This is a genomic window from Candidatus Pantoea formicae (genome assembly GCF_011752625.1).
Lineage (GTDB): Bacteria > Pseudomonadota > Gammaproteobacteria > Enterobacterales > Enterobacteriaceae > Pantoea > Pantoea formicae.
Genome location: NZ_VWXD01000002.1, coordinates 718722 through 734234, shown reverse-complemented (window position 1 = coordinate 734234; position 15513 = coordinate 718722). Strand labels below are relative to the sequence as shown.

The window sequence follows — 15513 nt, the reverse complement described above, 5'->3', positions numbered from 1 at the left end:
CAGTGACAAGCCGTCACAACAGCAGGAGTTATAATGGCTAAGCGCATTTTGGTTGTGGAAGACGAAGCTCCCATCCGTGAAATGTTATGTTTCGTGCTGGAACAGAATGATTACCAGCCTATTGAGGCAGAAGACTACGACAGCGCGATTGGTAAGCTGATCGAACCCTGGCCTGACTTGATTCTGCTGGACTGGATGTTGCCGGGTGGCAGCGGTATTCAGTTTATTAAACATTTGAAACGTGAAGCGATGACGCGCGACATCCCAGTGATGATGTTGACCGCGCGCGGTGAAGAAGAGGATCGTGTACGCGGTCTGGAAGTGGGCGCGGATGATTACATCACCAAGCCTTTCTCCCCGAAAGAGTTGATGGCACGTATCAAAGCGGTGATGCGTCGTATTTCTCCGATGGCGGTGGAAGAAGTCATTGAGATGCAGGGGCTGAGCCTGGATCCTTCTTCACATCGCGTGATGTCGGAAAGCACGCCGCTGGAAATGGGCCCGACTGAATATAAGTTACTGCACTTCTTTATGACCCACCCTGAACGTGTTTACAGCCGCGAACAGCTGTTAAACCACGTGTGGGGCACCAACGTCTACGTTGAAGATCGTACAGTTGATGTGCATATCCGTCGTTTACGTAAAGCACTGGAAGTGTCTGGTCACGATCGCATGGTTCAAACCGTTCGCGGAACAGGGTATCGTTTCTCTGCCCGCTACTAAACGGAGTCTTTACCGTGCTGGAACGACTCTCCTGGAAGAGATTGTTGACCGAGTTGGCGCTGGTCTGTCTGCCCGCGCTGATCCTCGGTCTGTTGTTCGGTTATCTGCCCTGGCTGCTGCTGATTGCAGTATCCGGCGTGATGTTTTGGCACTTTAGAAACCTGATGCGTCTGTCGCACTGGCTGTGGGTCGATCGTTCTATGACGCCACCCGCCGGACGTGGCAGCTGGGAACCTCTGTTTTACGGTCTGTACCAGATGCAACTGCGCAACCGTCGTCGCCGTCGTGAACTGGGGAATCTGATCAAACGCTTTCGTAGCGGCGCGGAATCCCTGCCGGATGCAGTGATCCTCACCACGGAAGAGGGCACCATTTTCTGGTGTAACGGTTTGGCACAACAGCATTTGGGTCTGCGCTGGCCGGAAGATAATGGTCAGAACATCCTCAACTTGCTGCGCTATCCTGAATTTTCCCGCTATATCCGCCAACGCGACTTTGACAAGCCGCTGACGCTGGTGCTGAACAATCAGCATCATATGGAATTTCGCGTGATGCCCTACAGCGAAGGTCAGTGGCTCATGGTGGCGCGTGATGTCACGCAGATGCACCAACTGGAAGGTGCCCGGCGCAACTTCTTCGCCAACGTTAGCCATGAGCTGCGTACGCCGCTAACGGTGTTGCAGGGTTATCTGGAGATGATGGACGACGCAGCGATGAACGAGCGCACCCGGAGCAAAGCGCTGCACACCATGCAGGAGCAAACACGGCGCATGGACAGTTTGGTGAAACAGCTGCTGACGCTGTCGCGCATTGAAGCGGCTCCCGCTATCGACTTGAAAGAGACGGTGGATGTGCCCGGCATGCTGATGTTGTTGCAGCGCGAAGCCGAAACGCTCAGTCAGGGCCGTCACAGTATCCATTTCCATACCGACCCGCACTTGAAAGTGTTTGGCAACGATGAGCAACTGCGCAGCGCGATTTCCAATTTGGTGTACAACGCGGTGAACCATACGCCAGAAGGCACGCGTCTCGATATCAGTTGGCTTCGCACCAAAGAGGGCGCGCAGTTCAAGGTGTGCGATAACGGGCCGGGTATCAGCGAAGAGCACATACCGCGCCTCACCGAGCGATTCTATCGCGTGGACAAAGCCCGCTCTCGCGCCACCGGCGGCAGTGGTTTGGGGCTGGCTATCGTCAAGCATGCCTTGAGCCACCACAATGCGCGTCTCGAGATCACCAGTATTCCGCATCAGGAAACCTGCTTCAGTTTTCTTCTGCCGCCACGCTTGATTGTGGCAAAAGGGGTGCAGGAGAAAGTGAGTTAAACACGACGCAGCGGCGCAATTTATTGCGTGATGAATCGCACCGCTCCAGAATGTGCACTTCACTGTTAACGACCTGATTTGCGGAAGACCTGATGAAATCGCTGTTGCTGTTCACTTTGCTGTTGTGCTCTGCGCTGGCGCAAGGCCAACAAACCATGCTCACCGGCAATTTGAGCAGCGTCGGTTCCGACACCCTCGGCTATCTGATGACCTTATGGGGCGAGGATTTTAGCCGCCAGTCACCGGGCGTTAACGTTCAGGTGCAGGCGGCGGGATCGTCAACGGCACCCACCGCATTGGCGGCCGGCGCAGCGCAGCTCGGCGCGATGAGCCGTCCCATGCAAATCGACGAACGTCAGCTGTTTACCACGCGCTATGGTTATCCGCCGTTGGCCGTACCGGTGGCAATGGACGCGCTGGTGGTTGTCGTAAACCAGGACAATCCGCTGTCACATATCGATCAACCCCAGCTCGATGCCCTTTTCTCCGTCACTCGCCTGTGCGGTGCACACAGCGTGCCACTGCACTGGGGTGATCTGGGTCTTGAGCAGGATGGCTGGGCGAAACGCAGTATTCAGCGTTTTGGCCGCAACTCCGCATCGGGCACCTGGGGATTCTTCAAACAACAGGCGCTGTGCAAGGGTGACTTCCGTTCTGACGTGGCGGAATTTCCCGGTTCGGCTGCGGTGGTTCAAGCCGTGGCGGCAACGCCAAACAGCATTGGTTATGCCAGTTTTGGCTTCCACCTGAGCGGGGTAAAAATGCTGCCGATTGTCACGGCCAGCGGCGACACGGTGATGCCGGATGCCGAGTCGATTCGCAGTGGCCGCTATCCCTGGTCACGCCCGCTCTATATCTATGTCAACAAAGCGCCGGGCAAACCCTTACCACCCTTGGTTGACGCTTTCCTGCATCAGGTGCTCTCCCCTGAAGGGCAGCGCCGAGTGACCGAAGCGGGTTATCTGCCGTTGTCGGAGCAGCAGATGGCGCAGGCGCGGGCGGCGATTGAAGGGAATTGAAGAACGAACATCTGAACGTGAATTTTCTTCATGTCACCTGAATTTTCTTCCATTGCTCTATGGGCAGCGGCGTGTCACTCTGTGGACATATAGCCATCCAGATGGCTAAAAATAACCACGCGAAATTATACCCTGACGCAATTATGCGTTTAGCCAGGAGTGAATATGCCATCTCATCAACCGTTCCGTGCCGATACCGTCGGCAGTTTCTTACGCCCTGCCGCGATCAAGCAGGCGCGTGTACAGTTTGCTAACGGCGAAATCACTGCTGATCAGCTGCGTCAGGTTGAAGACAGCGAAATCCGTCATGTGGTTGAACAGCAACGTGCTAACGGTTTGCAGGTGGTGACAGACGGTGAATTCCGTCGTGCATGGTGGCATTTCGATTTCTTTGGCGATCTACAGGGCGTTGAACTGTTTGAAGCCGAGCAGGGCATTCAATTCAATGGCGTGCAGACTAAAGCGCACGGTGTGAAAGTCACAGGAAAAGTGGGCTTCAACCCTAACCACCCGATGCTGGATCACTTCCGTTTCCTGAAAAGCATTGCTGGCGATGCGGTGGCGAAGATGACCATTCCTAGCCCGAGCGTGCTGCATTTCCGCGGCGGACGTAAGGTGATCGATGCGACGGTTTATCCTGACTTAAAAGAGTACTTCGCCGATCTGGCACAGACTTACAAAGATGCGATTGCTGCGTTTTACGCGGAAGGCTGCCGTTTCCTGCAGTTGGATGACACCGTGTGGGCTTACCTGTGTTCATCTGATCAGCAGCAACAAATTCGTGAACGCGGTGAAGATCCGCAGGAACTGGCGCGAATCTACGCGGACGTGCTGAACAAAGCGCTGGAAGATAAACCGGCTGACCTCACCATAGGTCTGCATGTGTGTCGCGGTAACTTCCGCTCGACCTGGATTTCCGAAGGCGGGTATGAGCCGGTCGCAGAGATTCTGTTCGGTCAGGTGAATATCGATGCTTACTTCCTGGAGTATGACAACGAACGCTCCGGCGGCTTCGAGCCACTGCGCTTTATCAAGCCAGGCCACCAGCAGGTTGTTCTCGGTCTGATCACCACCAAAAACGGTGAGCTGGAAGATCCGGCGCAGGTTAAAGCGCGTCTGCAAGAGGCGTCACAGTATGTCAGTCTCGATCAAATCTGCCTGAGTCCACAGTGTGGCTTTGCCTCAACCGAGGAAGGTAACAGCCTGAGCGAAGATCAGCAGTGGCAGAAGATTCGTCTGGTGGTGGATATCGCTAAACAAGTGTGGTGATGCTGTAAACTTGTGCAAACAGGCGCGTAAATCGCGCCTTTTGTGCATCTTCTGGCGGGTTTTTGCAAGGAGAACTCGCGCAATGCGGAAACTTTAAGCAAATCATCTGAGGTGTTTTAGCGCTATTCCCCGCTGATACACTGCTTTGTGTCACTTTATTGTTATATCCTTCTGGTTTTCCGATCCCGTATTGCCTTTCTTCGCTATAAACGTTTTAATTTGCGCCGTTGTCGATTTATCCCTCTGCGAACAGAAGAAAAGTAGTTTAAATCACCTGCGCTTTAACGATTAGGCCCGCATAACGCTCTGATTCCATCAGAAAAGCCCTTGTTTACGCGCATCCAGAGGACAACACGAACTCAACTTCCACCGCAACATCAGCTACAGGCAGTACAGAAGTTTATGACACATCGTTTAACCTCCAAGGATATCCTGGCGCTGGGCTTCATGACGTTTGCCCTGTTCGTTGGCGCAGGAAACATTATCTTTCCACCGATGGTGGGTATTCAGTCTGGTGAACACGTCTGGGTTGCCGCTTTTGGCTTCCTGATCACGGCTGTAGGCTTGCCGGTGATGACCGTTATCGCCTTGGCGCGCGTGGGCGGTGGCATTGATGCACTCAGTTCACCGATTGGTAAAGCGGCGGGGCTGTTGTTAGCGACCGTTTGCTACTTAGCCGTTGGCCCGCTGTTCGCCACGCCGCGTACTGCGACAGTCTCCTTCGAAGTGGGTATTGCCCCATTGACCGGTGATGGCGCGCTGCCGCTGTTCATTTACAGCCTGATTTACTTCGCGCTGGTGATTGGCATTTCGCTGTATCCGGGCAAATTGCTGGATACCGTCGGCCACTTCCTGGCACCGCTGAAGATCGTTGCGCTGACCATTCTGGGTGTTGCTGCGCTGTTGTGGCCTGCAGGCGGTATTGCGCCTGCGACGGCGGATTATCAGCGCGCGGCATTCTCCAGCGGTTTCGTGAATGGCTATCTGACCATGGATACGCTGGGTGCGCTGGTGTTCGGCATCGTCATCGTTAACGCTGCCCGTTCTCGCGGCGTGCAAGATGCGAAGCTGTTGACACGCTATACCATGCTGGCCGGTATTATTGCCGGTGTCGGTCTGACGCTGGTTTACCTGAGTCTGTTCAAACTGGGTTCTGGCAGTGCGGGTCTGGTTGATCAGAATGCCAATGGTGCCGCGATTCTGCATGCCTATGTGCAGCAGACCTTTGGCGGTATGGGCAGCTTCTTCCTTGCGGCACTGATCTTTGTCGCCTGTATGGTGACGGCGGTTGGCCTGACCTGTGCCTGTGCGGAATTCTTTGCGCAATACCTGCCATTGTCCTATAAAACGCTGGTATTCATTTTGGGTCTGTTCTCGATGGTGGTGTCGAATCTCGGCCTGAGCCATCTGATTCAGATTTCAATTCCGGTGCTGACGGCAATTTATCCGCCGTGCATCGTGCTGGTGGTGCTGAGCTTCACTCTGAAGTGGTGGAACAAAAGCACCCGCATCATCGCGCCGACCATGCTGGTGAGCCTGCTGTTTGGTATTGTTGATGCCATTAAAACCACCAGCTTTAAAGAGGTTCTCCCGCTGTTCAGTCAGCATCTGCCACTGGCCGATCAGGGTCTCTCCTGGTTGCCGCCATCGCTGGTGATGTTGGTGATTGCTGCGGTAGTTGATCGAGCTAAAGGACGCGAGCAGGTCGCCGTCCATCAGTAAGCAACATTGCTGTTAATTTCAACCACGGGCTTGCCCGTGGTTTTTCATTTTCAAGGTACAGGCGGTTATGCAAGAAACCAACAAGCTCAAACGCGGACTGAGCACGCGCCACATCCGTTTTATGGCGCTGGGATCGGCAATTGGCACTGGGTTGTTTTACGGCTCAGCTGATGCCATCAAAATGGCGGGGCCCAGTGTGCTACTGGCCTACATTATCGGTGGTGCTGTGGCATATATTATTATGCGTGCGCTGGGTGAGATGTCAGTCAACAACCCGCAGGCCAGTTCATTCTCGCGTTATGCGCAGGACTATCTCGGCCCATTGGCGGGATACATCACCGGTTGGACCTACTGTTTTGAAATCCTGATTGTGGCGATTGCCGACGTGACCGCGTTTGGTATTTACATGGGTGTATGGTTCCCCGAAGTGCCGCACTGGATTTGGGTATTGAGTGTGGTGCTGATCATCGGCGGCATTAACCTGATGAGCGTCAAGGTGTTTGGTGAGGTGGAGTTTTGGTTCTCCTTCTTCAAAGTCGCCACCATCATCATCATGATCCTCGCTGGATTCGGCATCATTTTCTGGGGCATTGGCAACGGTGGTCAGCCAACCGGTATCCACAACCTGTGGACTAACGGCGGTTTCTTTGCCCATGGCATCGTGGGGATGCTGCTGTCACTGCAGATGGTGATGTTTGCTTACGGCGGTATTGAAATTATCGGTATCACCGCAGGGGAAGCGGAAGATCCGGCGAAGTCGATTCCTCGCGCTATCAACTCCGTCCCGTTACGTATTCTGGTGTTCTATGTGGGCACGCTGTTCGTAATCATGTCGATCTATCCATGGAACCAGGTCGGCACGCAGGGCAGTCCGTTTGTCTTGACCTTCCAGCACCTCGGCATTGCCGCTGCGGCCTCGATTCTCAACTTTGTGGTGATTACCGCCTCACTGTCAGCGATTAACAGCGATGTGTTTGGTGTGGGCCGTATGCTGCACGGTATGGCGCAGCAGGGCCATGCGCCGAAAGTCTTCACCAATACCAGCGAACGCGGTGCACCTTGGGTGACCGTGGTTGTCATGATGGTCGCGCTGTTGATGGCGGTGTATCTCAACTACCTGATGCCGGAAAAAGTGTTCCTGGTCATTGCCTCACTGGCCACCTTCGCCACCGTTTGGGTATGGATTATGATCCTGCTATCGCAGATTGCCTTCCGCCGCAAAATTGGCCCACAGGAAGCCGGGAAGCTGCAATTTGCTTTGCCAGGTGGCAGTGCAACGGCTTGGGTTGGCGTGGCGTTTCTGGTGTTTATCATTGCGCTGATTGGTTATTTCCCGGATACGCGTGTGTCACTGTACGCGGGCTTCGCGTGGATCCTGCTGCTGTTGCTGGCATGGCCGCTGGCGAAAAAGCGTAAAGGGTAATTGCGCACCGCGCGTTCGGTCGCGCGGCTCAAGGGATGTTGTAGGGGCGAACTTTGTCGCACCCTACAACATTTGACGTGCAAGGCGCTTGCTACCCTTTAGCCTTGTGATGCCCCGGCGCAACGCGCTGCTTGTTTCATGCGCTTACCAATTCTTCCCTAACGCAATATCACCGCCCGCCGGGCTCAAGTGGTTATTGTCGTAGTAAAGTGGCAATCCGCCGCTGGTGATCATACATCCTTGCGCATTACACAGGTTTTCCTTCAGGGACAGCACGCGTACGCCTTGCTGCTTATAGGCTTGCAGCAACTTCTCCACGGCTTCTTCTGGGAACTGGAACAGTTTGGTGCGCTCACTAAGCAATGGCGGCGATTTCCATTCGCCTAGCCATGCACTCAGTTCACGGCGAACAGGGATATTGCGGTTATTGCTGTAACGCAGTGGATCCACATCCACTGAGGGCGCATCCTCAATGACCGTCACTTTTTTCCCTGCCTGTTTTAACTGCGCGATCACGCGATCCATCCCCGCTTGCAGCGCTTCCAGGTTGCTCTTCTCAGGATGGCCGATTTCACGGTAGCCCGCCCCGGGTAACAAGCTCATGCCAGAGGCCCAATAGGCGCTAATGACCACTTCATCAATCTTGTCGCTCATCACCATCTGCAACACTTTCTCATTAAAGGTGATGCACTGCTGCGCGTGATTGGGCACCTGGTTCACCACGCGGGTTGCGCCAATCAGGAAGGGGCAAGACGCTTTGGTGAGTTGATACAGCGGTTTATCTTGTCGTAGGGCGTAACCGGACACCGACGCGCGGAGTGCGGCAGCGTGGCTGTCCCCAATCAAGGCAATGCCTGGACGGTTGGTGTTGGGTTGGCACTCGGTATCCCGTGAAGGGAGGTTGGCACCGTAGCTGAGAAGGCAGGGATTACGCTGCGCCGAGATTTTCCAGCTATCGGCATTGACCACCAGCTCACTCACCCGTGATTTCATTCCCCCTGTTTGCCACAGCAATACCATCGCGCCAGCCGCCAACAATGACGAGGCGCAGTAACCGGGAATGACCCAACGCGTGCCCGCACGTGTCTGGCGGAACGGCTGTTCTACGAATCGCCATGAGATCCACGCGATGCCAAGCGCCAGGGTGCTAATCATCAGCCCTTGCCAAACGGACAGTGGATTGTCACTACAAATACGGGCAAGACTTAACAGCGGCCAGTGCCACAGATACCATGAGTAAGAGATTTTGCCGATAAAGCGCATCAGCGGATTTTCCAGCAGTAACTGGTTGAGTTCACTGCGCGCGCCGATCATTAAGCAGCCAGCCAGAACCGGGATGATGGCCACCCAGCCAGGAAAACGGTCGTCACTGCTGATCAGCACGCTGGAGGCGAGGATCAACATCCAGCCCAAGAGGTTCATCAGACTGGCAGCCCGACCCGTAACGGGCTGCGGTCTCCATAACGCCAGCAACACACCCGCGCCAAGTTCCCACGCACGCGTGGGCAGCAGATAAAAAGCTTGCGTGCTGTCAACTGAGGTCAGCCAGATACAGGCAGCGAATGAAATCAGGCTGATGGTCAGCACCACACTCACCATGGATTGCCGCAATCGCACAGCCAGCAGCAATATAAAAGGCAGCACAATATAGAACTGCTCCTCAATGCCTAATGACCAGGTCATCAACAGTGGATTGAGATCGGAATCGGTACTGAAATAGTCGCCGCTTTTCAGCAGTAACATATTGGGAACAGAAATAAATACTGCCACGCTGTATTTTGCCAACTGGCTGAATTCTAAAGGCGATAACAGAATAAAACCGAGCGCCAATAATATCGCCATCATGAAAAAGAGTGCGGGAGCAATGCGACGAATACGGCGTAGATAGAATTGATAAAATGAGAAGCGCTTCTCGGCGATTTCCTTGCTAATAATGCCACCGATCAGGAAGCCGGATATCACGAAGAACAGGTCAACACCAATAAAGCCACCTTGCAGCGAGGTCACACCTGAATGGAACAACACAACCAAGAGAATAGCAACGGCGCGCAGGCCATCTATATCCGCGCGATAGCGGTGGGGAATATTCGCAGTCATAATTAAAACCCAAAAGTGAATGTTTATTTTTTTCCAGTTATGTCTGGTGCTAAAAATAAATCGGCGCGTCCTGTCGCCGAAAAAAGTTACAAAGGAGAAATGGGGTATTTCTAAGGGATGATTGACGCTGTCAGGATACGCGTTTTTAGCGCAGAAACATCATGACCAGTAAAAATTAGAATAATCGCAGGTTCGGCAGGAAATAAGTGTTGTATCGCTGAATCGTTCAAGCCAAAGGATTTAGCATCAATAATGAATCAGTCTATTGTTATTGTGGGTAGCTAACCTGGCTAAGCGCGGTGTGATCAATGGCGGCACTGAATTGCTGCAAGGTCGAATGATAAGGGCAAAGCATACCTACCGAGGTCGATCGACAATCTTTCTGATGCCACTCCTCGCGCAGCAGCGGGTGCGTGTCAGTGATGGGCGTCAACAAACGTAATTCATCGAGACTTTGCGCCTGAAAGTAGATGTGCAGGTAACGCGTTCCGGTTTGCGTATCGCGCCAGCGCTCAAACACAAGACTGCTGCCTGGCGGAATGTTCCCTCGTGCGTAGCCTGGCAATTGCCAGTTGAACGGCATCAGTGTACGAACCATCGCGATGTTGGTGTCATGCGCCACCAACAGTAACCAGCGAGTGTTCGGCGTGTCAGGGCTGTCTTGCAGGCTTTTCACCACGGCATCCAGCAAAATGGAGCCGCGCTTCTGGGCGATATAAAAAACATCGTTGCTGAGATCGTAATTGGCCGTCAGCAGCGGCAGCAGTGCGCTAATTTGCGCGGATGATGTGATATTGCCCCAGGCAAGTTGAGGGGAGGGCAGGTGTTCGTTCCAGCCAAGGCGCAGTGTTTCCACCATACTCGCCAGTACGCTTAATCCCTGCACATAGGTGCTGCCGCCTTTCGTTTGCTTTAGCTGCCATGGGCGATCAAAAAAGGGACAATGAGTGGTGCAAACGGCTTGCTTCAACTGCTGGATGGCAGGTTGCAAACGTTGCTGCAGTGCGGCGAGATCGCCCGCTTTATGGGCAATTGCAGCATACTCTTTAGCCGGATCGACTTGAGCAAAAGCGAATTTTTCACTCTGGAACAGGGGATCCTTTTCGTCTGCAACGTGATGAATCGTCACGTTACAGCCAGCAAAAGCACCGGTCACCAGTGCATCCGCCGTCGCCCGCGTCCGTTGCATTGGGCTGGCGCGCACATAAATCTGTTGCTTATCTGGGCAGCCAGGCGAAAGTAGGCCGAGTTGACGATAGTGCTCCCCCTCCCAGCGACCTTTATTGACCACGGCCGCGTAGCCATGAGCGGTGAGTTCTCCATCGGCGGTATGCCAGCGCGGCCAGGGGCGTTCAGTGGCCGCTTCTATCTCTTTACGGTTACCCGGCGTTGGCGGACGTACACCATGACGGCTGATTTCCACCACTTTTTCCAGCTGATACTGATCTTCTGCATGGGCTGGCATAGCTGTGCATGCCAGCAGCATCAGGAGCGAGAGCCATGTTTTCACAGGGGAAGATGGTCGGGTAACAGGGCTTTGAGCTGCGGATAAATCACGGTATTCGCCAGCAGCACCGGATTCCCCCTTTGCAGACCGTTATTGCTGAGGTAGTCATTGGTGCGGCCACCTGCCTCACGCATCAACACGATACCCGGTAAACCATCCCAGGGATTCATGTGGGCTTCGTAATAGCCTATCAGCCGGCCTGCCGCCGCCCATGCGCTCATTAACGCGCCGGAACCATTGCGGATAAACATGCCGCCCTGTGAGAGCAAGCCACCGATAAAGGCAGTCAAAGGTTCAACTGGCTGACTGTTCGAGCTGCTCAAGCCGAGCACACCTTGATTCAGATGCTGCGCGCTGTGGGCCTGAATACGTTTTTCATTGACCCAGGCCCCTTTGCCGCGGCAGGCGTGGAAGGTTTCATGATGATTGGGATCGCACACTACGCCGATCACCGGCTCATCTTCACAGACAATCGCGAGGGAGACACACCAGTTATGCAGCCCGTTAAGGAAGCTGCTGGTGCCATCAATAGGATCTATCACCCAGATAAATCGCGCACCTGCGGTTTCTCCGCCGCTCTCTTCACCGAGCACGGCATCTTCGGGAAAGCGTTCACTAATCAGGTGTTTAACCAGTTCTTCAACGTTGCGATCCGCTTCGCTGACCACATCCTGTAAATCCTTTTTATGCTCAATCACCAGTTGGTGACGCTGCTGATACCAGGATAAAGCGCGGCTGGCGGCAGTCTTTGCGACATCACAGGCAAAGTGATAACGCGCGTCAAGTTCGGTTAGCGTGGCTGATGACATCTTTCCCTCTTATCATTTTCTGGCAAACGAAGTGACAAAAAACGCCGAAAAAGGCGACCTGGCGGTGTGACCCACTTAACAAAAGTTAAGAAAGGTTTCATTAAGCCGCAGATGGCTGCGGCTGGCAAGAGGCGTAAATGCAGGGATTGTGAAAAAAAGTCTAGAGCTGCTGAGAGCGGGCGGCATCCATCAGACGCGGATAGAATTGGAAGAATAAGGGTTCGAGTTGTTGATAGTGTTCAACAAAATCCTGATAGGAATCGCGCAGTGCAGCGAGGCGTGGGCGACGATGCGCCATACCATTAAGCACGCGAGCCAATCGCGCGGGTTCAGCATAGTGCTCAAACCAGCGCTCGCGCCACATCACGGCATTGAGTTCAACGAACCCTTCGGGGGTGCCCGGCAGTTGCGGCATGATTTCACGCTCAGCCGCTGCGGTGAAGTCCACCAGCGATTGCGCGGGATGCAATCTATCCCAGTGCAGGGCCAGGAAGTGATCCCAGATGACGTCCAGGGTAATAGGTGCCACGCGGCGCGTTTCGGCGCGGAAAAATTGCCGTGCTTGACGCACTTCTGGCAGGCTGTCGGTCAAAACATCGACGCGGCGATGCATGGCGATACCCGCCACAACCGGTTCCGGCCATTGTGACTGCACATTGCCGCGCACGAAGTCGGCCATCAAATTGCCCAGCAGGGAGCTGTTTGCCAGCTGTGCGAGGTGGAGGTGAGCAAGAAAGTTCATGGCGCATTATATACACGTCATACTTTAAGTTACATGCGCATTGGCTGCTCTCGCTCACCTGAATCACTGACGAGAATAAGCTCACCGTGCTGCTCTCGTTTGCCGCATGATTCTCACCCCTTCCGTTCCAGCGCGAACGCGGTTCACCAGCACCCGTTGTTTTTGTCCTGCGTCTCAAATGATTTTATGTAAAAGCCGAATCGCAGAAATGCAGCCAGTTGTTCAGAATTTCCCGCTTTTCCGCTAAACTATGCCGCCTGTTTTTTGAGTCCTGAAAGAAGTGATGCATGCGTGTAGCCGATTTTGCTTTTGAGTTGCCGGAATCTTTGATCGCCCACTATCCACAGGCGCAGCGCAGCGGTTGCCGCTTGCTGGCGCTGGATGGCCCAAGTGGGGCGTTAAGCCATGAAGTGTTTACCGACGTACTGGATAAACTCAATCCGGGCGACCTGCTGGTGTTTAACAATACCCGAGTCATTCCTGCACGCGTGTATGGCCGTAAAGCCAGCGGCGGAAAAATCGAAATGTTGGTTGAGCGCATGCTGGACGATAAGCGCGTACTCGCTCATGTTCGCGCTTCTAAAGCCCCAAAACCGGGTGCTGAATTGCTGCTGGGTGATGATGAGAGCGTAAAAGCCACCATGGTGGCGCGTCACGATACGCTGTTTGAGATCGAGTTTGCCGACGATCGCGCGGTGCTGGATATCCTTAACAGCGTTGGCCATATGCCGCTGCCGCCCTATATCGATCGCCCAGACGAAGAAGCCGACCGCGAACTGTATCAAACGGTGTACAGCGCCCGTCCAGGTGCCGTTGCGGCCCCAACGGCTGGCTTGCACTTTGATGAACCGCTGTTGGATGCACTGCGTGCCAAAGGGATTGAGATGGCGTTCGTGACGCTGCATGTTGGCGCGGGCACCTTCCAACCAGTGCGAGTAGAGAACATTAACGATCACATCATGCACTCTGAGTATGCGGAAGTGCCGCAGGATGTAGTGGATGCCGTGCTGGCGTGTAAAGCACGTGGCAATAAAGTGGTGGCCGTGGGCACGACTTCCGTGCGCTCACTCGAAAGTGCCGCGAAAGCGAGCCAGGATGCTCTGATTGCCCCGTTCTTCGACGACACGCAAATCTTTATCTATCCGGGTTATCACTATCAGGTGATTGATGCCCTGATCACCAATTTCCACCTGCCAGAATCCACCCTGATTATGCTGGTGTCGGCGTTTGCCGGTTATAAACACACCATGGCGGCTTATCAGAGCGCGGTGGCAGAGCAGTACCGTTTCTTTAGCTACGGGGATGCGATGTACATCACCCGTAATCCACAAGCTCCTGACGAAATCGTTGGGGCATAAAAGTCAGACTGTCTTTCTGATGAGGTTACTTTGAAATTTGAATTAGATACCACCGACGGCCGCGCGCGTCGTGGCCGTTTGGTCTTCGATCGTGGTGTGGTGGAAACGCCGGCATTCATGCCAGTGGGCACCTACGGCACCGTAAAAGGCATGACCCCCGAAGAGGTGAAAGAGACCGGCGCACAGATCCTGCTCGGTAACACTTTCCACCTGTGGCTGCGTCCGGGCCAGGAGATCATGAAACTGCACGGTGACCTGCATGATTTCATGAACTGGCAGGGACCGATCCTCACTGATTCCGGCGGCTTCCAGGTGTTTAGCCTGGGTGACATCCGTAAGATCACCGAAGCAGGCGTTCATTTCCGTAACCCGATCAACGGCGATCCCATTTTCCTCGATCCAGAAAAATCGATGGAAATTCAATACGATCTCGGTTCTGACGTGGTGATGATCTTCGACGAATGCACACCGTACCCGGCAGACTGGGACTACGCCAAACGTTCGATGGAGATGTCACTGCGCTGGGCGCAACGTAGCCGTGATCGCTTTGATTCGCTTGGCAATAAAAATGCGCTGTTCGGCATTATTCAGGGCGGTGTTTACGAAGATTTACGAGATGTCTCGGTTAAAGGTCTGGTAGATATCGGCTTTGATGGGTACGCTGTGGGCGGCCTGGCGGTGGGTGAACCTAAAGAGGACATGCACCGTATCCTGGAACACGTCTGTCCGCAAATTCCGCAAGACAAACCGCGTTATTTGATGGGCGTCGGCAAACCAGAAGATCTGGTGGAAGGCGTTCGCCGCGGTATCGATATGTTTGACTGTGTTATGCCGACGCGTAACGCACGTAACGGTCATTTGTTTGTGACCGATGGCGTGGTGAAAATTCGTAATGCCAAGTATAAAGATGACACCAGCACGTTGGATGCGGAGTGTGATTGCTACACCTGTCGCAATTACAGCCGCGCCTACTTGTATCATCTTGATCGCTGTAACGAAATACTGGGTGCACGTCTGAATACGATTCACAATCTGCGCTATTACCAGCGTCTGATGGCGGGTTTACGTAAGGCCATTGAAGAGGGTAAATTAGAGCACTTTGTTAGTGAGTTCTACACACGGACGGGCAAAGCGGTTCCACCGTTAAACGTCTGATAATTCTATCAATGAGGGAAAATTAATGAGCTTTTTCATTTCTGACGCCGTTGCCGCAGCTGGCGCTCCGTCTCAGGGAAGTCCTTATTCTCTGGTGATCATGCTGGTGGTGTTTGGTCTGATCTTCTACTTCATGATTCTGCGCCCGCAGCAGAAGCGTTCAAAAGATCACAAGAAGCTGATGGATTCCATCTCTAAAGGTGATGAAGTGTTGACCAGCGGTGGCTTAGTGGGTCGTGTGACCAAAGTTGCTGACAATGGCTATGTTTCTATCGCCCTGAACGACACCACTGAAGTAGTTGTTAAACGTGATTTCGTGGCCGCCGTTCTGCCGAAAGGTACTATGAAGGCGCTGTAATTTTTT

13 protein-coding genes are annotated in these 15513 nt (G+C 53.8%); 9 read left to right on the top strand and 4 right to left on the bottom strand.

What is annotated here, in order from left to right:
* Nucleotides 1-33: 33 nt before the first annotated feature.
* The 6 genes from phoB to proY all read left to right on the top strand — a co-directional run bounded on the left by phoB (nt 34) and on the right by proY (nt 7481).
* Entirely contained in the window at nt 34-723 is a 690-nt protein-coding gene (phoB, locus tag F3J38_RS08130) for a phosphate response regulator transcription factor PhoB (RefSeq protein ID WP_034830536.1), read from the top strand.
* Between the two features lie 14 nt (nt 724-737).
* On the top strand, nt 738-2048 hold the full coding sequence (gene phoR / locus F3J38_RS08125) for a phosphate regulon sensor histidine kinase PhoR (protein WP_167136681.1): 1311 nt from the start codon (nt 738-740) through the stop codon (nt 2046-2048).
* A 92-nt stretch (nt 2049-2140) separates the two neighbouring features.
* Nucleotides 2141-3067: a PstS family phosphate ABC transporter substrate-binding protein gene (locus F3J38_RS08120; protein WP_167136678.1), complete on the top strand. Its 927-nt coding sequence runs from the start codon at nt 2141-2143 to the stop codon at nt 3065-3067.
* Nucleotides 3068-3232: 165 nt separating this feature from the next.
* A complete protein-coding gene (locus tag F3J38_RS08115; RefSeq protein ID WP_167136674.1) occupies nt 3233-4336 on the top strand; it encodes a cobalamin-independent methionine synthase II family protein in 1104 nt (367 codons plus the stop codon).
* Between the two features lie 402 nt (nt 4337-4738).
* Nucleotides 4739-6058 carry a branched-chain amino acid transporter carrier protein BrnQ gene (brnQ, locus tag F3J38_RS08110; protein WP_167136671.1) on the top strand — a complete coding sequence of 440 codons (1320 nt, stop codon included), beginning with the start codon at nt 4739-4741 and terminating at the stop codon, nt 6056-6058.
* Between the two features lie 67 nt (nt 6059-6125).
* Nucleotides 6126-7481, top strand: coding sequence for a proline-specific permease ProY (gene proY, locus F3J38_RS08105; RefSeq protein WP_167136668.1), 1356 nt, complete (start codon nt 6126-6128; stop codon nt 7479-7481).
* Between the two features lie 144 nt (nt 7482-7625).
* Here the strand turns inward: proY and F3J38_RS08100 are convergent, their stop codons facing one another.
* From F3J38_RS08100 to F3J38_RS08085, 4 genes are all read right to left on the bottom strand, one after another.
* Entirely contained in the window at nt 7626-9578 is a 1953-nt protein-coding gene (locus F3J38_RS08100; protein WP_167136664.1) for an acyltransferase family protein, read from the bottom strand.
* A gap of 268 nt (nt 9579-9846) precedes the next feature.
* The gene (locus tag F3J38_RS08095; RefSeq protein ID WP_240155917.1) at nt 9847-11043 is read right to left on the bottom strand and encodes a histidine-type phosphatase; all 1197 of its coding nucleotides are present in this window, start codon (nt 11041-11043) and stop codon (nt 9847-9849) included.
* Between the two features lie 41 nt (nt 11044-11084).
* A complete protein-coding gene (locus F3J38_RS08090) occupies nt 11085-11894 on the bottom strand; it encodes an inositol monophosphatase family protein (protein ID WP_167136658.1) in 810 nt (269 codons plus the stop codon).
* Between the two features lie 160 nt (nt 11895-12054).
* Nucleotides 12055-12636 (bottom strand): ACP phosphodiesterase, encoded by a 582-nt coding sequence (locus F3J38_RS08085; RefSeq protein ID WP_167136655.1) that lies wholly within the window; start codon nt 12634-12636, stop codon nt 12055-12057.
* Nucleotides 12637-12923: 287 nt separating this feature from the next.
* On the opposite strand from F3J38_RS08085, the gene queA reads away from it, so the two are divergent.
* The 3 genes from queA to yajC are packed head-to-tail and all read left to right on the top strand — an operon-like array spanning nt 12924 to nt 15507.
* Complete coding sequence (gene queA, locus F3J38_RS08080) at nt 12924-13994, top strand: tRNA preQ1(34) S-adenosylmethionine ribosyltransferase-isomerase QueA (RefSeq protein WP_167136652.1); 1071 nt, start codon at nt 12924-12926, stop codon at nt 13992-13994.
* A gap of 30 nt (nt 13995-14024) precedes the next feature.
* The gene (gene tgt, locus F3J38_RS08075) at nt 14025-15149 is read left to right on the top strand and encodes a tRNA guanosine(34) transglycosylase Tgt (protein WP_167136649.1); all 1125 of its coding nucleotides are present in this window, start codon (nt 14025-14027) and stop codon (nt 15147-15149) included.
* Between the two features lie 25 nt (nt 15150-15174).
* Nucleotides 15175-15507, top strand: a complete 333-nt coding sequence (gene yajC / locus F3J38_RS08070; RefSeq protein WP_034831018.1) for a preprotein translocase subunit YajC — start codon at nt 15175-15177, stop codon at nt 15505-15507.
* The last annotated feature ends 6 nt before the right edge of the window (nt 15508-15513 follow it).

Bases quoted from the DNA above. Each gene is read 5' to 3' on its own strand.
- phoB (WP_034830536.1), top strand. From the start codon at position 34: ATGGCTAAGCGCATTTTGGTTGTGGAAGACGAAGCTCCCATCCGTGAA.
- F3J38_RS08120 (WP_167136678.1), top strand. From the start codon at position 2,141: ATGAAATCGCTGTTGCTGTTCACTTTGCTGTTGTGCTCTGCGCTGGCG.
- F3J38_RS08115 (WP_167136674.1), top strand. From the start codon at position 3,233: ATGCCATCTCATCAACCGTTCCGTGCCGATACCGTCGGCAGTTTCTTA.
- brnQ (WP_167136671.1), top strand. From the start codon at position 4,739: ATGACACATCGTTTAACCTCCAAGGATATCCTGGCGCTGGGCTTCATG.
- proY (WP_167136668.1), top strand. From the start codon at position 6,126: ATGCAAGAAACCAACAAGCTCAAACGCGGACTGAGCACGCGCCACATC.
- F3J38_RS08100 (WP_167136664.1), bottom strand. From the start codon at position 9,578: ATGACTGCGAATATTCCCCACCGCTATCGCGCGGATATAGATGGCCTG.
- F3J38_RS08095 (WP_240155917.1), bottom strand. From the start codon at position 11,043: ATGCCAGCCCATGCAGAAGATCAGTATCAGCTGGAAAAAGTGGTGGAA.
- F3J38_RS08090 (WP_167136658.1), bottom strand. From the start codon at position 11,894: ATGTCATCAGCCACGCTAACCGAACTTGACGCGCGTTATCACTTTGCC.
- F3J38_RS08085 (WP_167136655.1), bottom strand. From the start codon at position 12,636: ATGAACTTTCTTGCTCACCTCCACCTCGCACAGCTGGCAAACAGCTCC.
- queA (WP_167136652.1), top strand. From the start codon at position 12,924: ATGCGTGTAGCCGATTTTGCTTTTGAGTTGCCGGAATCTTTGATCGCC.
- yajC (WP_034831018.1), top strand. From the start codon at position 15,175: ATGAGCTTTTTCATTTCTGACGCCGTTGCCGCAGCTGGCGCTCCGTCT.